The sequence below is a fragment of the Enterobacter sp. WP_7_1 genome, assembly GCF_003688535.1.
Taxonomy (GTDB): domain Bacteria; phylum Pseudomonadota; class Gammaproteobacteria; order Enterobacterales; family Enterobacteriaceae; genus Enterobacter; species Enterobacter asburiae.
The window spans coordinates 473,473-495,525 of the sequence record NZ_REFK01000001.1 but is presented as its reverse complement, the minus strand read 5'-3'; the positions used below and the strand labels follow the sequence as shown (position 1 = coordinate 495,525).

The window sequence follows — 22,053 nt, the reverse complement described above, 5'->3', positions numbered from 1 at the left end:
ATTAACACATCCACGTAAACCGACTACCAACGGCTGGCAGCTTGTTTATCGCTGTCGCGCGATTCTACCCAGCGGTCACCTTCCGGCGTGGCTTCGCGCTTCCAGAACGGCGCTTTGGTTTTGAGGTAATCCATAATGAACTCCCCTGCCGCAAACGCGCTGCCGCGGTGTGCGCTGGTCACCCCGACGAAGACAATCTCCTCGCCGGGCCACATCTCGCCGATGCGGTGAATCACCGTGACGCGTCCGAGCGGCCAGCGGCCTCGCGCCTCGACCACAATCTCCGTCAGCGATTTCTCGGTCATCCCCGGATAGTGCTCCAGCGTCAGGGCCTTCACGCTGTCGCCGAGGTTGTGGTTGCGCACTTTGCCGGTGAAGGTGACAACCGCGCCGTCTTCATCGCGTTCCGCCAGCCAGCTGTATTCTGTCCCTACGTTAAAACGCTCGGGGCTCACCAGAATTCGGGTTTCAGCCATCTTAGCCCCCCGTTACCGGCGGGAAGAAGGCCACTTCATCGCCTTCCTTCAGCGGATGAGTGAACTCCACCAGCGTCTGGTTAACGGCGGCCAGCAGCTTGCCTTCGTCCAGCGCCAGCGCCCAGCGGTCGCTTTGTGCCGCCAGATGCGCGCGCAGGGCAGCGACGTTTTCGAAGGACGCATCCAGCGTCAGGCTATCGGTATTCACCAGCTCGCGCACCTGGGCAAAAAAGAGCACCTTAATCATGGCTATCCACCTTAAAATCACCGGATTTGCCGCCGCTTTTTGCCAGCAGGCGCACCGGGCCAATCACCATATCTTTCTGCACCGCTTTGCACATGTCGTAGATAGTCAGCGCGGCAACTGAGGCCGCCGTCAGCGCCTCCATCTCCACGCCGGTTTTGCCGGTTAAGCGGCAGAGTGACTCAATGCGCACGCGATTATGCTCCGGCTGCGCCTGCAGGTTCACTTCCACCTTGCTCAGCATCAGCGGATGGCACAGCGGAATTAAGTCCCAGGTGCGCTTGGCGGCCTGAATACCCGCGATGCGCGCGGTGGCAAAGACGTCGCCCTTATGGTGGCTGCCGTCGATAATCATCGCCAGCGTTTCCGGCAGCATAGTGACAAACGCTTCCGCGCGCGCCTCGCGCACCGTTTCGGCTTTGGCGGAGACGTCCACCATATGCGCTTCACCGGCGGCGTTAATGTGGGTCAGTTGTGACATAGCTTATTTCTTTAAATGGGGATGGAAATTACACGGACGGGTACGGGCGTCCAGCTGCGGGGCGATGATGTTTTCCCACGCGGTGCGGCAGGCTTTGGTCGAGCCCGGCATGGCGAAAATCAGGGTTTTGTTAGCCACCCCGGCAACGGCGCGCGACTGCAGCGTGGAGGTACCAATCTCTTCAAAGGAGAGCATGCGGAACACTTCGCCGAAGCCTTCTACCTCGCGGTCGAACAGCGGGATCAGCGCTTCGGGGGCCTGATCGCCTGCGGTAAAGCCGGTGCCGCCGGTGATTAGCACCACCTGCACCTCATCGCTGGCGATCCACTGCGAAACCTGCGCGCGAATGGCGTAGCGGTTCTCCTTCACTATCGCTTTATCGACGATGTGATGCCCCGCGTCATGGGCAGCCTCGCGCAGCCAGTGGCCGGAGGTATCATCCTCTTCGCCACGGCGGTCGGAAACGGTAAGGATAGCAATGCGTGTCGGGATAAATTCTGCGCTTACCTGACTCATCTTCTGATTCCTTCTTAAGCCTGATTACCCGCCGATGTAGGACAGGTTCTGAGTAATACCGGTATTGCCCTGATGCAGGAAGTGGGTCTGTTTTTTATGCGTCAGCGCTTCAGAAATACGTGCTTCAAGCGCGTCCTGCTGCGCATCGTCTTCCAGCAGATCGCGTAGGTCTACGCCGCCGTCGCCGAACAGGCAAAGATGGAGCTTGCCAACGGAGGAGACGCGCAGGCGGTTGCAGCTGGCGCAGAAGTCTTTCTCATAGGGCATGATAAGCCCGATCTCACCTTCGTAATCCGGGTGGCAGAAGACCTGCGCCGGGCCGTCGCTGCGCTGGCGGATCTGGTGGATCCAGCCGCGTTTCAGCAGCTCGTCGCGCAGCACCATGCCGGAGATGTGATGGCGACGGAACAGCTCGCTGCCCTCGCCGGTTTCCATCAGCTCGATAAAACGCAGCTGAATGGGGCGGGATTTGATCCACGCCAGAAAGGTATCGAGCTGGTGATGGTTCACATCGCGCATCAGCACCGTGTTGACTTTGACCTTCTCGAAGCCCGCCGTGAACGCGGCGTCGATGCCGTCCATGACCTGCTGAAATTTATCCTGGCCGGTGATGGCGTGGAACTGGCGGGCGTCCAGGCTATCGACGCTGACGTTGATCGCCGTCAGCCCCGCATCGCGCCAGTTCGCCACGTCACGCGCCATGCGGTAACCGTTGGTGGTCACGGCAATCTGGCGGATACGTTCGTTTTCACGCACGGCGGCAATGATGTCGGGAAAATCACGGCGCAGAGAGGGTTCGCCGCCGGTCAGACGCACTTTTTCGGTGCCGAGCTCTGAGAAGGCGCGCGTAACGCGGCGCACTTCATCCACGGAGAGAAAGCCGTTATTGGTGACGCTGCCCGGTTTGTAGCCATCGGGCAGGCAGTAGGTGCAGCGGAAGTTGCACACATCGGTAATCGACAGACGTAAGTAATAAAACTTACGCGCGAAAGCATCAGTAAGTTGTGAAGCCATGTACACCTTTCCAGATCGGGAGGCACAGTCATTTCTTTCTGTACCCTGGTGGCAAATTCGCCACGGCCAGAGCGCCATATCTTTCGACACAGGCACAAGGGCTAGAGTGTATGTTTTCAATTTTGAAAACGTGGTTAGGGCGATAGTAGCGCGGAAATTCTGACGACGCCATTATCGCTTCACGCTATATAATTATCTATATAGCGAATCGATCCTGCATTTTCGCTACAGAATACCTAAAAACCGCATTTTCACATTGATATACGTCATTTTGCATCGGGTGAGGCATCGTCTTTTAGGGGTAGTTAGGTTACTGTTACGCGATCGAACGTGATAAGGAATACGTATGCGCAATCGCACTTTTGCGGATCTTGACCGAGTGGTCGCTCTTGGCGGAGGACACGGCTTAGGCCGGGTTATGTCCTCTTTGTCGTCACTCGGCTCAAGGCTGACAGGGATAGTGACCACCACCGACAACGGCGGCTCAACCGGGCGCATTCGTCGTGCCGAAGGCGGCATTGCCTGGGGAGACATGCGCAACTGCCTGAACCAGTTAATTACCGAGCCGAGCGTCGCGTCGGCGATGTTTGAGTACCGTTTTGGCGGTAATGGCGAACTTTCCGGACATAACCTCGGAAATCTGATGTTAAAGGCGCTCGATCACCTGAGCGTAAGGCCTCTGGAAGCCATCAACTTAATCCGTAATCTGCTCAAAGTGGACGCATTCCTGATCCCCATGTCCGAACAACCGGTTGACTTGATGGCAATCGATGCCGAAGGGCATGAAGTTTACGGCGAAGTGAATATTGACCAGCTCATCCTGCCGCCCACGGAGTTAATGACCTATCCAAGCGTACCCGCCACGCGAGAAGCGGTGGAGGCCATCGGGGAAGCGGATCTTATCCTGATCGGCCCGGGCAGTTTTTACACCAGCCTGATGCCCATTCTGCTGGTGAAAGAGCTGGCGCAGGCGCTGCGCCGCACCCCTGCCCCGATGGTTTACATCGGTAACCTGGGACGTGAACTGAGCCCGGCGGCGGCGAGCCTGTCGCTGGCAGACAAGCTTGAATTAATGGAGCATTACGTCGGCAAGAAAATCATCGACGGCGTCGTGGTGGGGCCGAAGGTGGATGTGTCGGGTATTGGCGACCGCGTGGTGGTGCAGGAGCCGCTGGAAGCGAGTGATATTAAATATCGCCATGACCGTCACCTGCTGCGCGAGGCGCTGGAGAAGGCGATTCAGGCGCTGGGTTAGGTTCATTTTGTGCGGCCTGTTGCTCTCACCCCGGCCCTCTCCCACAGGGAGAGGGAGAAAACATTGCTTTACTCACGATGCCGCGATGAAAAGATCCCGCAGCTGATGTAGCTGGTCGCGGATTTGCGCCGCCTCTTCGAACTCCAGATTCTGCGCGTGCTGCATCATCTGCCCTTCCAGCTCGTGGATTTTCTGCTGCAGCGCTTTCGGCGTCAGCACGACGGTATCTTCTTCCACCACTGAACGCGCCTTGCCGCGGCCTTTCGCTTTGGTTTTGGCAATGTTCTGACCCAGCGCCAGAATATCCACCACCTTCTTGTTCAGCCCCTGCGGCGTGATGCCGTGCTCTTCGTTGTAGCGCTGCTGTTTCTCGCGGCGGCGCTCCGTTTCGCCAATCGCTTTCGCCATCGACGGGGTGATTTTGTCCCCGTACAGAATCGCTTTACCGTTGACGTTACGCGCCGCACGGCCGATGGTCTGGATCAGGGAGCGTTCAGAACGCAGGAAACCCTCTTTGTCCGCATCCAGAATCGCCACCAGCGAGACTTCCGGCATATCCAGACCTTCTCGCAGCAGGTTGATCCCCACCAGCACGTCAAACTCGCCCAGACGCAGATCGCGGATAATCTCCATGCGCTCCACGGTGTCGATATCCGAATGCAGATAGCGCACCTTCTCGCCGTGCTCTTCGAGATACTCGGTGAGGTCTTCCGCCATACGCTTGGTGAGCGTGGTCACCAGCACGCGCTCGTTGATAGCGGAACGAGCGCGGATCTCTGAGAGCAGATCGTCCACCTGCGTGGCCACCGGACGAACTTCAATAATCGGGTCGAGCAACCCGGTCGGACGCACAACCTGATCGACAACGTCTTCACCGGATTTCTCCAGCTCGTAGTTGCCCGGCGTGGCCGAGACGTAGATGGTTTGCGGCGCGAGCGCCTCAAACTCTTCAAACTTCATCGGACGGTTATCCAGCGCCGACGGCAGGCGGAACCCGTACTCTACCAGCGTCTCTTTACGCGCCCGGTCGCCGCGGTACATCCCGCCGATCTGCGGGATCGTGACGTGGGATTCGTCGATTACCAGCAAACCGTCTGCCGGCAGGTAATCAAACAGCGTCGGCGGCGGCTCGCCCGGCCCGCGTCCGGAGAGGAAGCGCGAGTAGTTTTCAATGCCGGAGCAGTAGCCCAGCTCGTTCATCATCTCAAGGTCGAACTGGGTGCGCTGGCTGAGGCGCTGCTCTTCCAGCAGCTTATTGTTCGCCAGCAGCACCTTACGGCGCTCGGCCAGCTCCACTTTGATCTCTTCCATCGCCTGCACGATACGCTCGCGCGGCGTCACGTAGTGCGTTTTCGGGTAGATGGTAAAGCGCTGGATCACCGACTCAACGTGTCCGGTCAGCGGGTCGAAGAGCGACAGGCGTTCAACCTCTTCGTCAAACAGCTCGACGCGCAGCGCCATATCGTCCGATTCCGCCGGGAAGATGTCGATCACCTCACCGCGTACGCGGAAGGTGCCGCGCTGAAACGCCTGATCGTTACGGGCATACTGCAGCTCCGCCAGACGACGAACGATGGCGCGCTGGTCGATGATCATCCCCTGCGTCAGGTGCAGCATCATCTTGAGATAGAGATCCGGATCGCCCAGACCGTAGATCGCGGAAACCGACGCAACGACGACCACGTCGCGACGCTCCAGAAGCGCCTTAGTGGCTGAGAGACGCATCTGCTCGATGTGTTCGTTCACCGAGGCATCCTTCTCGATGAAGGTGTCAGAGCTCGGTACGTAGGCTTCAGGCTGGTAGTAATCGTAATAGGAGACGAAATACTCCACCGCATTTTCCGGGAAGAACTCTTTCATCTCGCCGTAAAGCTGTGCGGCCAGGGTTTTATTGGGCGCCAGCACCATCGTTGGGCGCTGGAGATCCGCAATCACGTTGGCGATGGTGAACGTTTTACCCGAGCCGGTTACCCCCAGCAGCGTCTGGTGCGCCAGCCCATCTTCCAGCCCCTCTTCCAGACGACGGATCGCCTCAGGCTGATCGCCAGATGGACGGAAAGCAGAATTCAATTTGAACGGTTTACTCATGGGCGACAACCTGATGACGTTATAAGCGGCAGGTGAGTAATTTTACTCGTTGTTGCCAGGAATGCCAGTAAAAAACACTGGATGAAAAACCAGTAGCATGTCAGGATATTTAGCATAGCACCTGAATGATTAGTGGGATAACGGCCAAAATTTGGACTGTGACAATATAAAACACCAGTCAGGTCAGGTTATCCCCAGAACTTTTTCTTTTTTAACATTTGTCAAGCCAGGTAATGATAGTTTTGTGGCAACCGGTGACACTTTCATGACGGGAATTGCTTTTATCTAAGCAATTAAATAATAAACGATATTTTCTAAAGCCGCGTTTCGCGCCAATTTGGGCGTAAGCCGCGTCTTCTCTCGCTTATCGCGTGTTTTCTAACTCTAATGCACATGGTTATCCACAGGAATAGTGGATAACTGCTTCCAGCCCATGCAGACTGGCGCTCGGCAAATTCCCGGTTTTTCCCACGAGACGGCAGTAAAAAAATTTTATAGCTATTTTTTGATGATTAACAGTTGCGTCATTCATAACCAACCGATGGGATCTTGCTCACATTTTCATCATTTTGGGTTCTGCACCACAACTCACCACCTCCAGCACCGTCGATGTGCAATCCGGTTTTTTATAAACCGCTTTCCGGTGATTTATTCCTAAAAAAGCCGTTTATTTGAACACTTTTCCGTTTCTGGCAGGGGTTTTGCAGATTCAAACACGAGCCTCACCTACACACATTTTTAAGGAGAAAAAGATGTTGAGTCTGCGTGCTGTGAATCAGTTTTACGGAAGCCAACATACGCTATGGAACGTGAATTTGGATTTTCCGCAAGGGATGTGTACTGGCGTCGTTGGCCTGCCGGGGATGGGGAAAACCACCCTCATGAATTGCATCGCCGGGAGAGTGCCCGTTGAAAGCGGCAGCATCATCTGGCACGAGGCGGGCGCGCCGCCGCGCGACTTGCTTAACCTGCCGCCAGAACAGCGCTCAGGACCGGGGATAGGCTATGTCCCACAGGACAGGCGGATCTTCTCCCAGCTAACGATTGAGGAGAATCTGCATATCGCCATGCGGGCGATGGGGAAACCCAACCCGGAGGCAAAAAGTGACGTTTACGACCTGTTTCCGGCGCTCTACGCGTTGCGGCAGGCCCGCGCCAACACGCTCTCTCCGGACGACCAGTACCAGCTGGCGCTGGCTAATGCGCTGGTGAACCGTCCGCACCTGCTGATCCTCGATGAGCCCCTGCACGGCGCAGGACACAGCTTCGCCCAGAGGCTGGGGCAGCTGCTGGTGCGCTTAAACCGGGAGTTAGGTATGACGGTGCTGCTAGCGGAACAGCAGCTGTCGTTTATCCGCCGCGTTGCGGACCGTTTCTGTATGCTCTATCGCGGGCGTAACGTGGCGCAGGGCCACGTTAACGAACTGGATGACGAGCTTATCGCGCACTGGATGTCGCGGGAAGCAAGACGCTGAGATCGAGATAACGTCCGGTGTCGGCATTTTCCGCGCCGTCTGCAAGCCAGGGAATTTCCCCGAGGCACGGGGCGGGAAGTACGCGCCTGAGCGTCGCCAGATACTCCTGGTGTCGTTTCCCCGGCGCAACCACGTCGTTGGCTATCCAGCCCGCCAGACGCAGCCCGGCCTGCTGCACGGCCTGCGCGGTCAGCATGGCGTGATTGATACAGCCCAGCCTGACGCCGACGACCAGAATGACCGGAAGCTGCTCGGCCTGCACCCAGTCGGCAAACGTCTGCGTGTCCGAAAGCGGCGTAAACCAGCCGCCTGCGCCTTCCACCAGCACCCAGTCGGCCTGGCTTTCCAGCGTCCGTAACCCGGCTGACAGCAGGGTGAAATCAATCGGACGACCTTCGTCAGCGCTGATGATGTGCGGCGAGGTCGGCTCGGCAAAGGTGTACGGATTCACCGCTGAATAGGCAAGCTCACACGTGCTGTTACGCTGGAGCGCCAGCGCGTCGGTGTTGCGTAACCCTTCCACCGTCATCTCGCTGCCGGAAGCAACCGGCTTATACCCGGCGGTGTTTTTTCCGATCAGTCGTGCCGCCTGCAGCAGCGCCGAGCTGGCCACCGTTTTGCCCACTTCCGTATCCGTTCCGGTGACAAAATAACGTTCACTCACGTTCGATAATCCCATGAAAAAGTTGATAAGAAAGCGGGAAATGTCCCCGCTGCTGCGGCCAGGCCAGCTCCAGACGCTGCAGTTGGCCCCGGGTCAGCGGTTTTTTCTCCCGTCCGGCATGCAGGTGCGTGGCCCCGATGCCCTTCAGCGAGCGCATCGCGCTGAACGCATCGCTAAAATTGAGGGTGATGGTCTGCACCGCGCTGCGGTAGCGCCAGCCTGCCAGCGCCTGCGTCACCTGGTCATGCGATAAAAAGCGGTTAGCGTGCGGCTGCTCATCCACCGCTTTCCACGCCTGATTCAGCTCCGGCAGCGAACTTTCCAGCAGGGTGGTAAAGGCCACCTTCCCGCCCGGTCGCGCCATGCGATAAAGCTCGCGTAAGGCCTGCGGCAGGCTGCTGCACCACTGGACCGCCAGATGACTCCAGACCAGATCGAACTGCGCATCCGCCAGCGGGATCGCCTCGATATCGGCCAGCAGATAATGGTCCGCGGCCTGTCGCTGACGCGCCTCGTCGAGCATCTGCTCTGAGAGGTCGATAGCCGTGACCTGGCTTCCCGCCCCGCGCCAGTAGCGGCTGTTGCTGCCGGGACCACAGCCGGCGTCCAGCACCTGCGGAAAACGGTTCTCGCCAAGCGCGGCCAGAAGCCCCTCCGCGCTCTGACGCTGCAGCTCATCGTGCTGCGAATAGCTCTGCGCGGCCCGGCCAAATGCCGCTGCAACGGCCTGTTTATTTACCGGCAACATGGAGCACCTCCAGCAGCGTCTGGATATCCCGTGCCTCATGCGCCGCCGTCAGGGTTAAGCGCAGCCGCGCTGTACCCGGCGGGACCGTTGGCGGGCGAATGGCGGTCACCCACATGCCGCGCTCGCGCAGCGCCTGTGCCAGCGCCAGCGCGCGGCCGTTTTCGCCGACAATCACCGGCTGGATGGCGCTTTGCGAATCGGGGCTGTGGAAGGGCAGCGCCGCTAGCCCCTTGCGGAAGCGGGAGATATGCTCTGCCAGCCGCTGACGACGTTCATCCCCTTCTGCGCTGCGGATCACCGCCAGCGACGCAGACAGCGCCACGGCCTGCGCCGGGGGCATGCTGGTGCTGTAAATCAGGTGTCGGGCAAACTGCAGCAGATAGTCGGCGACCGAATCGCTGCACAGCACGGCGGCGCCGCTGACGCCAAAGCCTTTGCCGAAGGTGACAATCAGCAGCTCCGGCTTCACGTTTTGCTGGTGTGCGCTGCCGCGACCTTCGTCGCCCATCACGCCAATGCCGTGGGCATCGTCAACCAGCAGCCAGGCGTTTTGCCGCTTTGCGGCCTCGTGCAGCGCGGCAAGCGGCGCGCTGTCGCCGTCCATGCTGAACACGCCTTCAGTGACCGCCAGCTGCTGTCCGTCGCAGGGTTTATCCAGCAGCGCGGCGAGCTGCCCCGCATCGTTATGGGCAAAGCGGCGCAGCTGCGCCGGGCTTAAATTTGCCGCCTCCAGCAGCGAGGCGTGGCTCAGGCGGTCAGCGACAATGCGGTCCTCTTTTCCCATCAGCGCGGTAATGACCGCCTGGTTGGCGGCAAAGCCGGAGATGAACAGCAGCGCGCGCGGGTAGCCCAGCCAGTCGGCAAGCGCTTCTTCCAGCGCCTGATGCGCCGTAGTGTATCCGCTGACGTGTCCCGAGCCGCCGCTGCCCACGCCAAACCGCTCCGCACCCTGCTGCCAGGCGCGGATGATGGCCGGATGCTGGCTCAGCCCGAGATAGTCGTTGCTGGAGAAATTACAAAACTGCCGCCCCTCGCGGGTAAGAAAACGGCCCGCGCCGTTTTCCACCACTCTGCGAACGCGAAACGCCTCTGCCGCCCGGCGTTCGTCCAGCGCGGTATTAATGCGTGCCTGCCAGGTCATACGGCTGCCGCGTTGTAGAACTGGTCGGTGTCGGCGTTGAAAATCTGCTGCTCCAGCTGCTGCTGTTGCTCGTTATCGCCCGTCAGCACCTCGGTCTGATGCGGGTTAAGCCCCAGCTTGCGGAACAGCTGAACGTCTTTGTCCTCTTCCGGGTTCGGCGTGGTCAGCAGCTTGCAGCCGTAGAAGATGGAGTTGGCTCCGGCCATAAAGCACATCGCCTGGGTCTGCTCGTTCATCTGCTCGCGACCGGCGGAGAGGCGCACGAAAGAGGTCGGCATCATGATGCGCGCCACCGCGATGGTGCGGATAAAATCAAACGCATCCACGTCGTCGTTGTCCGCCATCGGCGTGCCCTTAACCTTCACCAGCATGTTGATCGGCACGCTTTCCGGCGGGGTCGGCAGGTTCGCCAGCTGCAGCAGCAGGCCCGCGCGGTCTTTCACCGTTTCGCCTAAGCCGACAATACCGCCCGAGCAGACCTTGATCCCGGCATCGCGCACTTTATCCAGGGTATCCAGACGCTCCTGATAGGTACGGGTGGTGATGACGTTGCCGTAAAACTCCGGCGAGGTGTCGAGGTTATGGTTGTAGTAGTCCAGCCCTGCGGCGGAGAGGCGCTGCGCCTGCTCGTCGTTCAGCGTGCCGAGCGTCATACAGGCTTCGAGGCCCATCTCCTTCACGCCCTTCACCATCTGTTCCAGATACGGCATGTCGCGATCGTGCGGGTTCTTCCACGCCGCGCCCATGCAGAAGCGGGTCGAGCCGGCGTTTTTCGCCTTCCGCGCCGAGTCGAGCACCTGCTCCACCTCCATCAGCCGTTCAGATTCCAGGCCGGTTTTGTAGCGCGCGCTCTGCGGGCAATATTTGCAGTCTTCCGGACAGGCGCCGGTTTTGATCGACAGCAGCGTGCTGACCTGAACATGGCGAGGATCGAAGTGCTGACGATGCACCTGTTGGGCTTCGAACATCAGCTCAAGGAAAGGTTTGTTGAATAATTCAGTGACTTGCGACATCGTCCAGCGTGCGTGGTGAGCCATCGGGCTTCTCCAAAGGGTTTTGTTAATTTTCGGTTCGGTTTATACTCGTAAACCTAAAACTTTTCAAAATGGTTTACAAGTCGATTATGACCCAGGACGATCTCACCTTCGACAAGCAGCATATCTGGCACCCTTACACCTCCACTACCCGCCCTCTTCCCGTTTATCCGGTGGCCTCGGCCCACGGCTGCGAGCTGCACCTCGCCAGCGGCGAACAGCTCGTTGACGGGATGTCTTCGTGGTGGGCGGCCATTCACGGGTACAACCACCCGCGCCTGAATGCGGCGATGAAGGCCCAGATTGACCAGATGTCGCACGTGATGTTTGGCGGAATCACCCATCAGCCCGCGGTGGATTTATGCCGTCGTCTGGTGGCGATGACGCCTGAATCGCTGGAGTGCGTGTTCCTGGCCGATTCCGGCTCCGTGGCGGTGGAAGTGGCGATGAAAATGGCGCTGCAGTACTGGCACGCGAAGGGTGAAACGCGCCAGCGGTTCCTCACCTTCCGCAACGGCTATCACGGAGATACCTTCGGGGCGATGTCGGTGTGCGATCCGGACAACTCGATGCACAGCCTGTGGAAAGGCTATCTGCCGGAAAACCTGTTTGCCCCTGCCCCGCAGAGCCGTTTCGACGGCGAGTGGAACGAGATGGACATGGTCGGTTTCGCCCGGCTGATGGCGGCGCACCGCCATGAAATCGCCGCCGTGATCCTCGAGCCGATTGTGCAGGGCGCAGGCGGAATGCGGATGTACCATCCGGAATGGCTGAGACGTATTCGCAGGATGTGCGACCGCGAGGGCATTCTGCTGATTGCCGATGAGATCGCCACCGGCTTTGGCCGCACCGGCAGGCTGTTTGCCTGCGAGCATGCAGGCATTGCGCCGGATATTCTGTGTCTGGGCAAGGCGCTGACCGGCGGCACCATGACGCTCTCCGCCACGCTCACGACCCGTCAGGTTGCCGACACCATCAGCGACGGCGAGGCGGGCTGCTTTATGCACGGCCCGACGTTTATGGGTAATCCTCTCGCCTGCGCCGTCGCAAGCGAAAGCCTGGCCATTCTGGAGAGCGGCGAGTGGCAGACGCAGGTGGCGGCGATTGAGGCGCAGCTGAAAGAGGCGCTGAGCGCCGCCTCGGGTGCGAATTTTGTGGCGGACGTTCGCGTGCTGGGCGCCATCGGGGTGATTGAAACCACCCATCCGGTGAATATGGCGGCGCTGCAGCGCTTCTTCGTTGAGCAGGGCGTCTGGGTGCGGCCTTTCGGCAAGCTTATCTACCTGATGCCGCCGTACAGCATTACGCCGGAGCAGCTGCGTAAATTAACCGACGCGGTTGTAACAGCCGTTAACATTCCCGCGCATTTCACGATGTAACCCTATGCATTACACTTGCTGAACGAGCGATCAACGAGGGTAAACCGTATGAAAATCATCAGTAAAGATCTGCGCGACGGTGAAAAACTGCCGGAACGCCACGTATTCAACGGCATGGGGTATCAGGGAGACAATATCTCCCCACACCTGGCGTGGGACGAGGTTCCGGCCGGAACCAAAAGCTTTGTCGTGACCTGCTACGACCCGGATGCGCCTACCGGCTCCGGCTGGTGGCACTGGATTGTGGCGAACCTGCCTGCCGACACGCGCGTCCTGCCGCAGGGTTCCGGTTCAGACCTGGTTGCCCTGCCTGAAGGCGCCCTTCAGACGCGCACCGATTTTGGTAAAGCGGGCTACGGCGGCGCGGCGCCGCCAAAAGGGGAAACCCACCGCTATATCTTCACGGTGCACGCGCTGGATGTGGAGAAGATTGAGGTCGATGAAGGGGCGAGCGGCGCGATGGTCGGGTTTAACGTGCATTTCCATTCGCTGGGCAGCGCGTCGATTACGGCGATGTATTCATAATAGTGCGGGCTGATGCCCTCACCCCGGCCCTCTCCCACAGGGAGAGGGAGAAAACCGGGCAATTCCCTCTCCCTGTGGGAGAGGGTTAGGGTGAGGGTAAAAATCACAGCACCGAAGGTAACAGTCCTACAAGGCTTCCCTCTTCCAGAAGCTGCATCGCCTTATCAATATCCGGCGCAAAGAAGCGGTCGTCATCGTAGTGCGATACATGCTCGCGCAGCGCATGACGCGCCTGCTCCAGCAGCGGGCTGGATTTTAGCCCTTCACGCAGATCGACACCCTGACATGCCGCCAGCCATTCCACCGCCAGCACGCCGCGGGTGTTGGAGGCCATTTCCCACAGACGACGTCCGGCAGCCGGTGCCATCGAAACGTGATCTTCCTGGTTCGCTGACGTTGGCAGGCTGTCCACGCTGTGCGGGTGCGACAGGGCTTTGTTCTCGCTCGCCAGCGCCGCCGCGGTCACCTGGGCAATCATAAAGCCCGAGTTGACCCCGCCGTTACGCACCAGGAACGGCGGCAGCTGGGACATATGTTTATCCATCATCAGCGCAATACGGCGCTCGGACAACGCACCGACTTCGGCGATCGCCAGAGCGATATTATCCGCCGCCATTGCCACCGGCTCGGCGTGGAAGTTGCCGCCGGAGACCACCTCGTTTTCCTGGGCGAACACCAGCGGGTTGTCGGACACCGCGTTGGCCTCCACCAGCAGCACTTCTGCCGCCTGGCGCAGCTGCGTCAGGCACGCGCCCATGACCTGCGGCTGGCAGCGCAGGGAATACGGATCCTGCACCTTTTCACAGTTGTGGTGTGAATCCGCGATCTCGCTGGTGTCGGTAAGCACGTGACGGTACATCGCGGCGGCATCAATCTGCCCGCGCTGACCGCGCACCTCGTGGATGCGGGCATCGAACGGGCGACGCGAGCCCAGCACGGCTTCGGTGGTCAGCGCACCGCACACCACCGCCGAGGCAAACAGATCTTCCGCTTCAAACAGGCCGCGCAGCGCGAAAGCTGTCGATGCCTGCGTGCCGTTCAGCAGCGCCAGCCCCTCTTTCGCCGCCAGGGTGATCGGGTTTAACCCGGCTTTTTTCAGCGCCTCTTTCGCAGGAAGCCACTCGCCCTGCCAGCGCGCTTTGCCTTCGCCCAGCAGCAGCAGCGACATGTGCGCCAGCGGCGCGAGATCGCCGGATGCGCCGACGGAACCTTTCGCCGGGATCCACGGATAGACTTCCGCATTGACCAGCGCCATCAGCGCCTGAATCACGCTCAGGCGAATGCCAGAGAAGCCGCGGGCCAGGCTGTTGATTTTGAGCACCATCATCAGACGGACAATCTCATCATCCAGCGGCTGACCCACGCCCGCCGCATGTGACAGCACCAGCGAACGCTGTAAGTTTTCCAGATCGTGCGTAGCGATGCGGGTCTGCGCCAGCAGGCCAAAGCCGGTGTTAATCCCGTAGGCGGTGCGCCCTTCGGCAACGATGGCTTCGACGCAGGCGACGCTGTCGTTAATGGCGGCGTGGGCGCTTTCATCCAGCGAAAGGGTGACCGGTTTACGCCAGACGTTACGCAGCTGCTTGAGCGTCAGCGAGCCGGGAGTGAGTGTTAATGCGTTCATTAATGCTTTCCTTGTGTGGCAGGGATCATCGGCAGGTTAAGGCCCTGCTCTTTGGCACAGTCAATGGCAATTTCGTAACCCGCATCCGCGTGACGCATCACGCCGGTAGCCGGGTCGTTGTGCAGCACGCGAGCGATACGCGCGGCGGCTTCATCGGTTCCGTCGCAGACGATAACCATCCCGGAATGCTGGGAGAAGCCCATCCCCACGCCGCCGCCGTGGTGCAGCGACACCCAGGTCGCGCCGCTGGCGGTATTCAGCAGAGCGTTCAGCAATGGCCAGTCGGAGACTGCATCCGAACCGTCGCGCATGGCTTCGGTTTCGCGGTTCGGGCTGGCGACGGAGCCGGAGTCCAGGTGGTCGCGGCCAATGACGATCGGCGCGGAGACTTCACCGCTGCGCACCATTTCGTTGAAGGCGAGGCCCAGTTTTTGACGCCACTCCAGCCCTACCCAGCAGATACGCGCCGGCAGGCCCTGGAAGTTAATGCGCTCGCGGGCCATGTCCAGCCAGTGATGCAGGTGTTCGTCATCGGCGACGATCTCCTTCACTTTGGCGTCGGTTTTGTAGATATCCTCCGGGTCACCGGACAGGGCAACCCAGCGGAACGGACCGATACCGCGGCAGAACAGCGGGCGAATATAGGCAGGAACGAAGCCCGGGAAGTCGAACGCGTTATTCACGCCCATCTCTTTCGCCATCTGGCGGATGTTGTTGCCGTAGTCAAAGGTCGGAATGCCCATCTGGCTAAAGGCCAGCATGGCGGAGACGTGTTCTGCCATGGCGCGTTTCGCAGCAAGTACCGTGCCTTCCGGGTCGGTTTCCGCTTTTTGCTGATATTCTTCCCACGTCCAGCCTTTTGGCAGGTAACCGTGCAGCGGGTCATGGGCGCTGGTCTGGTCGGTGACCAGATCCGGACGCACGCCGCGGGCGACGAGCTGCGGGAGAATGTCCGCCGCGTTGCCGCACAGGGCAATCGACACCGCTTTGCCTTCGGAGGTGTATTTTTTGATGCGCGCCAGCGCATCGTCCAGATCGGTTGCCTGCTCATCGACGTAGCGAGTGCGCAGACGGAAATCAATGCGGCTCTGCTGGCACTCAATGTTCAGCGAGCACGCGCCGGCAAGCGTGGCGGCCAGCGGCTGCGCGCCGCCCATGCCGCCAAGACCCGCGGTCAATACCCAGCGGCCTTTCAGCGAGCCGTTATAGTGCTGGCGACCGGCTTCCACGAAGGTTTCATAGGTGCCCTGCACGATCCCCTGGCTGCCGATGTAGATCCAGCTACCCGCGGTCATCTGGCCATACATCGCCAGCCCTTTTGCGTCCAGTTCGTTGAAGTGTTCCCAGGTGGCCCAGTGCGGCACGAGGTTAGAGTTGGCGATCAGCACGCGCGGCGCGTTTTTGTGCGTTTTGAACACGCCCACCGGCTTGCCGGACTGCACCAGCAGGGTTTCGTCGTGTTCGAGTTCGGTCAGGGATTTTACAATTGCGTCATAGCATTCCCAGTTGCGCGCGGCGCGGCCTATGCCGCCGTAGACCACCAGCTCGTGGGGGTTTTCCGCCACCTCAGGGTCGAGGTTGTTCATCAACATGCGCAGCGGGGCTTCGGTGAGCCAGCTTTTGGCGGTAAGCGTGGTGCCGCGCGCGGCGCGGACGTCCTGCTGGCGGTATTTACCTGACGACATTGTGTGCTCCTCATAGGGGACAGATGATGCATTTAGATATACTTGTATAGACAAGCACACACAAGGTCAGATTTAACAAAAAAGATACAATTTTGTTATATTGCGTTAGCGATCACGCTTATAAAACTTATGACATGAAGTGGCCCTGCAGCCGGTAGCGATTCCCCGGGAAAAGCAGCCGGGCATGCGACACAATGTACGACGAGGACCAGGTTCGACGGCGGATCAGCAGGCACGGATCGTGCTCTTTAATGCGTAACCTTTCGCACTCCTGCGGCGTGGCGCGCACGGCCTCCACAATGTGCTCCCCTTCCGTCAGCGGTGCGACGAGCGAGAGATAAGCATGCGGCGTGGTCTGGGTGTAATCCTGGTTCAGATAGTCCGGTATCCGCTCAGCGTTAACGCAGCGATCTTCAATCTGCACCGGAATGTCGTTTTCGAAATGCACCATCACGGAGTGGAAAATGCGGCTTCCCTCCTTGACGTTAAGCTCTGTGGCCTGCTCGGCGCTGGCCTGAGTCTCTTCGAGCATCAACACCTCACAGCGGTGCTGATGATTACGCGCGGCTATCTCGTCCGCAATGCTGCGGATTTCAAACAGGGCCGACTGTCCTTTCGGTTCCGCTACAAACGTCCCCACGCCCTGCAGGCGCACCAGAAGCCCTTCGTCAGTCAGCTCGCGCAGCGCCCGGTTGACGGTCATCCGGCTAAAACCAAACTGCGCCACCAGCTCGGCCTCCGAGGGAATGCGATCGTGCGGGCGCCAGATGCCGGTGGCGATTTTTTCGCTAATTGCCTGCTTCACCTTTTCATAGAAAGGCGCGGGAGGGCTCGACTGCGACAGAGGTGAGCGTGAAAACATCGTGACTCCTTGAATAGTGTTATGCCCACCAGTGAGCAATTTGCCAGGCCAGGCGGGCGGCGAGCTTAGCGCCCTGCCCGTCCCGATCGTACTGCGGGTTAAACTCTACCAGATCGGCGGCCTGTAGCTTACCGCTACGGCAGATTTGTTCGATAACCGGGAGAAGATCCAGCGCCGGTATGCCTAACGCAGCCGGTGCGGACACGGCAGGCATTTCGCTGGCGGGCAGGACATCCAGATCGATCGTCAGATAGATACGATCGGCCTGCGCCAGCACCCTTTCCAGGGCGGATAGCGCATCGCGCCTGAAATGGAGATCTTCCACCAGCGTGACGTTCAGGCGTTCGGCCTCATCCCACAGCGCCAGCGTGTTCGCCGCCCGGCTCACGCCAAAGCAGGCATAGTGAAATTCTCGCCCGCGCTCATCGCAGTAGCGCGCCAGCTGGCGAAACGGGGTGCCGGATGTGGCCTGGTCGGCCTTGCGCAGATCGAGATGGGCATCAAGGTTGATAATGACAACCCGCTCGTTCGGGAAGGCGTCCAGCACGCCGCGACCATGCGCCCAGGCGGTTTCGTGCCCGCCGCCAAAGACCAGCGTGCGCATCCCGGACTGCTGACAGGCCGTGACGGCATCGCTTAACGCCTGCTGCGCCGCTTCCAGCTCGCCGCCTTCAACGTACACCGAGCCCATATCCGCCAGCCGGTCATGTCCCTGATGGCTTGCCATATTTGCCAGCGCTTTTCGCAGCATATCCGGTGCCTGCACGGCGCCGGGCCTGCCCTGATTGCGTTTTACCCCTTCATCACATTCAAAGCCTATCAGCGCGATGCCGGATGAAAGCGGCGTGAACTGGCCCTGCTGCTTTATCGTCTGGAAAATGCGCTTTGCACTGCTGGCCTCGGCGCTGTCATCGCGCCCCTGCCAGACGGTTTCGGCTACGGGCCGCCATAACCTCATACTGCCTCCCCACGGAAAATACGTTGATAAAGCGGGTTGCGTCCCGGCTCGTAAACCATCTCAACCGGATGGTGAGCATCCCAGACGATAAAATCGGCGACAAACCCTGCCCGCAGCTGCCCGTGGGTTGCGCCACGACCCAGCGCCTGCGCGGCATGCCGCGTGACGCCAGCCCAGGCTTCTTCCGGGGTCAGGCCAAACTGGACGCAGGCCATGTTCATCGCCAGGTGCAGGCTCGCAAACGGGCTGGTGCCGGGGTTATAGTCGGTGGCGACCGCCATCGGCACGCCCTGTTTTCTGAGCCGTTCAACCGGCGGGCGCTGGCGCTCCTGAAGAAAATAGAACGCACCCGGCAACAGGACGGCAACCGTGCCGCTTTCCGCCATCGCCTGAACGCCTGCGTCGTCGAGATATTCAATATGATCGGCGGAAAGGCCCTTGTACTGGCTGACCAGCGCCGCGCCGCCCTGATTCGACAGCTGTTCGACATGCCCTTTCACCGGGATACCCAGCGCGGCGGCGGCCTTGAAGAGGCGCTCGGTTTGCGACGGGGTAAAGCCGACGTTTTCACAAAACACGTCGACTGCTTCATATAACTCTTTTTGCCACAGCGTGGGCAGTATCTGCTCACAGACCAGCGTGAGGTAGGCATCCGGATCCTGCCGGTATTCCGGCGGAACCGCATGGGCCGCCAGCAGCGTTGGGCTGATATCGATCGGATTATTGAGGCCCAGCTGGCGGGCAACCTGCAGCATCTTCTCTTCGGCCTCGGCGTTGAGCCCGTAACCCGACTTGATTTCAACGGTCGTCACGCCTTCATTCATGAGACGCTGGAGCCGCTGCTGCGCCAGTTTCAGCAAGGTTTCGGCTGAGCTGCTGCGCGTCGCCGTCACGGTAGCGTTAATCCCGCCCCCCTGGGCGCTGATGGTTTGATAAGAGACGCCGTTCAGACGCTGCTCCCACTCCGCCGCGCGGTCGCCGCCAAATACCAGGTGGGTATGGCAGTCAATCAGGCCAGGCGTGACCAGACGTCCCTGAAGATCGACACAGTGTCGGTGTCCGGAAGGAATGTCAGATTCAGGGATCACGGCCAGAACAGTGTGGCCGCGCACGACCAGGGCGTGTTGCTCTTTCAGTCCATAAGGCGCAGGTACGTCCGGCGCCATCGTAGCCAGTCGCGCATTTCGCCATATTACATCGTCGGGATGAATCTGCTGCATAGGGCATTCCACTTGTCTTAGGTTGTATAGACATTTATTTGCATCCACCGTCTACTGTCAACCGCCTTGACTGAAAATGTTATTTATTTGTGATCACTTACCTGCCGCTGCGAGGCTAAAAATGCAAGTTTTACCCTTTTTATCTTCCCGTTTCGCTCAACTTAGTATAAAAAAGCAGGCTATTTCGTCTATCCCGTTTAAGACTTGCATACCCAGGAGCTCTACCTTGAACATTTCCAGGATTTCCCGTCTGGCGTTAGCACTCGCCTTTGGCGTGACCTTATCCGCATGCAGTTCAACACCACCGGATCAGCGTCCTTCTGAGCAGGTTGCGCCCGGTACCGCCTCCCGCCCGATTTTGTCCGCTGATGAAGCGAAGAACTTCGATCGTGCGCACTACTTCTCGGCGATGGATCCTAACGCTGCGCCGTGGACACCGTCTTCTATTAACCTGCCTAAACAGCCTGACTTCGTGGTTGGCCCGGCGGGTGCGCAGGGCGTAACGCATACCTCTATTCAGGCTGCGGTTGATGCTGCCATCACTAAACACAGCGCGTCTCGCCAGTACATCGCGATCCTGCCGGGTGAATATGAAGGCACCGTGTACGTTCCGGCGGCCCCTGGCAGCATTACGCTTTACGGTCTGGGCGAAAAAGCGATCGACGTAAAAATTGGCCTGGCGATTGATTCCGAAATCGACAGCAACACCTGGCGTCACCTGGTGAACCCGGCCGGTAAATATATGCCGGGTAAACCGGCGTGGTACATGTTCGATAACTGCCAGAGCAAGCGTTCGGCCACCATTGGCGTGATGTGCTCGGCGGTGTTCTGGTCTCAGAATAACGGTCTGCAGCTGCAGAACCTGACCATTCAGAATACCCTGGGCGACAGCGTTGATGCAGGTAACCACCAGGCCGTTGCGCTGCGTAGCGATGGCGATCAGGTGCAGGTTAACAACGTCAACATTCTGGGTCGTCAGAACACCTTCTTCGTGACCAACAGCGGTGTGCAGAATACCCTGCAGAATAACCGCCTGACCCGTACCCTGGTGACCAACAGCTACGTTGAAGGTGACGTGGATCTGGTGTCCGGTCGCGGCGCGGTGGTGTTTGATAATACCGATTTCCGCGTGGTGAACTCACGCACTCAGCAGGAAGGTTACGTGTTTGCTCCGGCAACCCAGTCTAACCTCTTCTACGGCTTCCTGGCCGTGAACAGCCGCTTTAATGCTGCCGGTGACGGCGTAGCGCAGCTGGGACGCTCCCTGGACGTGGACTCTGCGACCAACGGCCAGGTCGTGATTCGCGACAGCGTGATCAACGAAGGCTTCAACATGGCGAAGCCGTGGGCTGATGCCGCGATCTCCAAACGTCCATTCTCCGGCAATACCGGTGCGGTGGATGATAAAGGGAACGTGCAGCGCAACCTGAACGACGCTAACTTCAACCGCATGTGGGAATACAACAACCGCGGTCTGGGTAGCAAAGTGGTTGCTGAGCCGAAGCAGTAAGCTGTTTTGCCGGGTGGCGGCTTCGCCTTACCCGGCTTACAGAGATAAAAAAACCTCGCATTCGCGAGGTTTTTTATTTTTAGCCGCTTAGTGAGCGTTTACCACGACCCACATTGGCCCCTGGCCTACGGCATAACGCCCTTTCTCTTCCAGCAGCCCCTGCTCGCCTTTAATTTCATACAGCGCGATATGGTGGGATTTCTGCCCCGCCGCAATCAGGTATTTACCGCTGTGATCGATATTAAAGCCGCGCGGCTGGGTTTCCGTTGGCTGGAACCCTTCAATCGCCAGCACGCTGCCGTCTTCAGAGACGCTAAAGACGGTAATCAGGCTGGAGGTACGGTCGCAGGCGTACAGATGGCGACCATTTGGCGTTATGTGGATATCCGCCGCCCAGCGGGTATCGGAGAAGTCGGACGGCATCATGTCCAGCGTCTGCACGCACTCAATCTGACCGTTTGGATCTTTCAGCTCCCATACGTCCACAGAGCTGTTCAGCTCATTGACCACGTAGGCGTACTGCTGGTTCGGATGGAAGACCATATGGCGCGGGCCCGCGCCTTCAACGGTGGTCACTTCGGCAGGATTCTGCGCCACCAGGTGACCATCGTCGCTCAGGGTGAACAGGCAGATACGATCCTGCTTCAGCGCAGGCACCCACAGCGTGCGGTTATCCGGCGTGATATTCGCCGAGTGGCAGCCTTCAAGCCCTTCCACCACATCCACGGTTTCGACCGGAATGCCATCTTCCAGACGCGTTACGCTGACGCAGCCCGCGTTATAAGAGCCGCTGAAGACAAAGTTGCCTTTACGATCGGTCGAGATATGGGTTGGGCTGCCCGGCAGTGGTGCTTCGGCAGTGTATGTCAGCGCGCCATCGTCCGGAGAAATGCGATAGGCCAGCACGCGGAACTCCGGGCGCACACCCACGTACAAGAAACGTTTATCCGGGCTGATGACCATCGGTTGCACCTGGCCTGGCACGTCAACAACCTGAACCAGCGTGAGTGTCCCTTCGGTATTTAAACGCCAGACGTGGATCTGCTGGCTTTCAGGACTGGCGGTATAAACGGTTTGTTTCATGAATATTCACTCCTCACTGCGCATGAAAGTAGTTAACTTTTGACGGTGAATGCTGAATTGTCGACAGGAGT

21 protein-coding genes and 1 riboswitch are annotated in these 22,053 nt (G+C 59.3%); of the genes, 5 read left to right on the top strand and 16 right to left on the bottom strand.

The features are described 5' to 3' along the window. Positions 1-23: 23 nt before the first annotated feature. The 5 genes from moaE to moaA all read right to left on the bottom strand — a co-directional run bounded on the left by moaE (position 24) and on the right by moaA (position 2,731). On the bottom strand, positions 24-476 hold the full coding sequence (gene moaE / locus BJ885_RS02450; protein ID WP_121931097.1) for a molybdopterin synthase catalytic subunit MoaE: 453 nt from the start codon (positions 474-476) through the stop codon (positions 24-26). Between the two features lies 1 nt (position 477). Continuing rightward, a complete protein-coding gene (moaD, locus tag BJ885_RS02445; protein WP_023334974.1) occupies positions 478-723 on the bottom strand; it encodes a molybdopterin synthase sulfur carrier subunit in 246 nt (81 codons plus the stop codon). Beyond that, on the bottom strand, positions 716-1,201 hold the full coding sequence (gene moaC / locus BJ885_RS02440) for a cyclic pyranopterin monophosphate synthase MoaC (protein ID WP_008501142.1): 486 nt from the start codon (positions 1,199-1,201) through the stop codon (positions 716-718). The genes moaD and moaC overlap by 8 nt, the downstream gene beginning before the upstream one ends. A 3-nt stretch (positions 1,202-1,204) precedes the next feature. Beyond that, on the bottom strand, positions 1,205-1,717 hold the full coding sequence (gene moaB, locus BJ885_RS02435) for a molybdenum cofactor biosynthesis protein B (protein WP_024908761.1): 513 nt from the start codon (positions 1,715-1,717) through the stop codon (positions 1,205-1,207). 24 nt (positions 1,718-1,741) lie between these two features. After that, entirely contained in the window at positions 1,742-2,731 is a 990-nt protein-coding gene (gene moaA / locus BJ885_RS02430; RefSeq protein ID WP_047648329.1) for a GTP 3',8-cyclase MoaA, read from the bottom strand. Further along, a riboswitch (molybdenum cofactor riboswitch) is annotated at positions 2,719-2,852 on the bottom strand. It overlaps the preceding gene by 13 nt. A 225-nt stretch (positions 2,853-3,077) precedes the next feature. On the opposite strand from moaA, the gene yvcK reads away from it, so the two are divergent. Continuing rightward, on the top strand, positions 3,078-3,986 hold the full coding sequence (yvcK, locus tag BJ885_RS02425; RefSeq protein ID WP_121931096.1) for a uridine diphosphate-N-acetylglucosamine-binding protein YvcK: 909 nt from the start codon (positions 3,078-3,080) through the stop codon (positions 3,984-3,986). Between the two features lie 72 nt (positions 3,987-4,058). Here the strand turns inward: yvcK and uvrB are convergent, their stop codons facing one another. Continuing rightward, a complete protein-coding gene (gene uvrB, locus BJ885_RS02420) occupies positions 4,059-6,074 on the bottom strand; it encodes an excinuclease ABC subunit UvrB (protein ID WP_029742168.1) in 2,016 nt (671 codons plus the stop codon). 752 nt (positions 6,075-6,826) lie between these two features. Between uvrB and BJ885_RS02415 the strand changes: the two genes are divergently transcribed. After that, a complete protein-coding gene (locus tag BJ885_RS02415; protein WP_029742169.1) occupies positions 6,827-7,549 on the top strand; it encodes an ABC transporter ATP-binding protein in 723 nt (240 codons plus the stop codon). Here the strand turns inward: BJ885_RS02415 and bioD are convergent. From bioD to bioB, 4 genes are read right to left on the bottom strand one after another with little or no spacing between them, the layout of a single operon-like run. Then, on the bottom strand, positions 7,512-8,213 hold the full coding sequence (gene bioD, locus BJ885_RS02410) for a dethiobiotin synthase (protein WP_183128602.1): 702 nt from the start codon (positions 8,211-8,213) through the stop codon (positions 7,512-7,514). The genes BJ885_RS02415 and bioD overlap by 38 nt on opposite strands. Next, positions 8,206-8,961, bottom strand: coding sequence for a malonyl-ACP O-methyltransferase BioC (gene bioC / locus BJ885_RS02405; protein ID WP_121931094.1), 756 nt, complete (start codon positions 8,959-8,961; stop codon positions 8,206-8,208). Before bioC ends, bioD begins: the two co-directional genes overlap by 8 nt. Beyond that, positions 8,945-10,102: an 8-amino-7-oxononanoate synthase gene (gene bioF, locus BJ885_RS02400; protein WP_121931093.1), complete on the bottom strand. Its 1,158-nt coding sequence runs from the start codon at positions 10,100-10,102 to the stop codon at positions 8,945-8,947. The genes bioC and bioF overlap by 17 nt, the downstream gene beginning before the upstream one ends. Beyond that, the gene (bioB, locus tag BJ885_RS02395; RefSeq protein WP_121425411.1) at positions 10,099-11,139 is read right to left on the bottom strand and encodes a biotin synthase BioB; all 1,041 of its coding nucleotides are present in this window, start codon (positions 11,137-11,139) and stop codon (positions 10,099-10,101) included. Before bioB ends, bioF begins: the two co-directional genes overlap by 4 nt. An 86-nt stretch (positions 11,140-11,225) precedes the next feature. Here bioB and bioA point away from each other — a divergent pair, with 86 nt between their 5' ends. Further along, positions 11,226-12,515: an adenosylmethionine--8-amino-7-oxononanoate transaminase gene (bioA, locus tag BJ885_RS02390; RefSeq protein ID WP_375714056.1), complete on the top strand. Its 1,290-nt coding sequence runs from the start codon at positions 11,226-11,228 to the stop codon at positions 12,513-12,515. A gap of 48 nt (positions 12,516-12,563) precedes the next feature. Further along, a complete protein-coding gene (locus BJ885_RS02385; protein WP_029742175.1) occupies positions 12,564-13,040 on the top strand; it encodes a kinase inhibitor in 477 nt (158 codons plus the stop codon). 103 nt (positions 13,041-13,143) lie between these two features. Here the strand turns inward: BJ885_RS02385 and hutH are convergent, their stop codons facing one another. From hutH to hutI, 5 genes are all read right to left on the bottom strand, one after another. Further along, positions 13,144-14,664: a histidine ammonia-lyase gene (hutH, locus tag BJ885_RS02380; protein ID WP_059346367.1), complete on the bottom strand. Its 1,521-nt coding sequence runs from the start codon at positions 14,662-14,664 to the stop codon at positions 13,144-13,146. After that, a complete protein-coding gene (hutU, locus tag BJ885_RS02375; RefSeq protein ID WP_029741916.1) occupies positions 14,664-16,349 on the bottom strand; it encodes a urocanate hydratase in 1,686 nt (561 codons plus the stop codon). Before hutU ends, hutH begins: the two co-directional genes overlap by 1 nt. Before the next feature lie 127 nt (positions 16,350-16,476). Continuing rightward, positions 16,477-17,211, bottom strand: coding sequence for a histidine utilization repressor (locus BJ885_RS02370; RefSeq protein WP_121931091.1), 735 nt, complete (start codon positions 17,209-17,211; stop codon positions 16,477-16,479). Between the two features lie 19 nt (positions 17,212-17,230). Then, the gene (gene hutG, locus BJ885_RS02365) at positions 17,231-18,169 is read right to left on the bottom strand and encodes a formimidoylglutamase (protein WP_121931090.1); all 939 of its coding nucleotides are present in this window, start codon (positions 18,167-18,169) and stop codon (positions 17,231-17,233) included. Next, on the bottom strand, positions 18,166-19,389 hold the full coding sequence (hutI, locus tag BJ885_RS02360) for an imidazolonepropionase (protein WP_121931089.1): 1,224 nt from the start codon (positions 19,387-19,389) through the stop codon (positions 18,166-18,168). Before hutI ends, hutG begins: the two co-directional genes overlap by 4 nt. Before the next feature lie 226 nt (positions 19,390-19,615). Between hutI and BJ885_RS02355 the strand changes: the two genes are divergently transcribed. Beyond that, positions 19,616-20,899 (top strand): putative acyl-CoA thioester hydrolase, encoded by a 1,284-nt coding sequence (locus BJ885_RS02355; RefSeq protein WP_121931088.1) that lies wholly within the window; start codon positions 19,616-19,618, stop codon positions 20,897-20,899. A gap of 87 nt (positions 20,900-20,986) precedes the next feature. On the opposite strand, the gene pgl is transcribed toward BJ885_RS02355, so the two are convergent. After that, positions 20,987-21,982, bottom strand: a complete 996-nt coding sequence (gene pgl / locus BJ885_RS02350) for a 6-phosphogluconolactonase (RefSeq protein WP_121931087.1) — start codon at positions 21,980-21,982, stop codon at positions 20,987-20,989. Between the last annotated feature and the right edge of the window lie 71 nt (positions 21,983-22,053).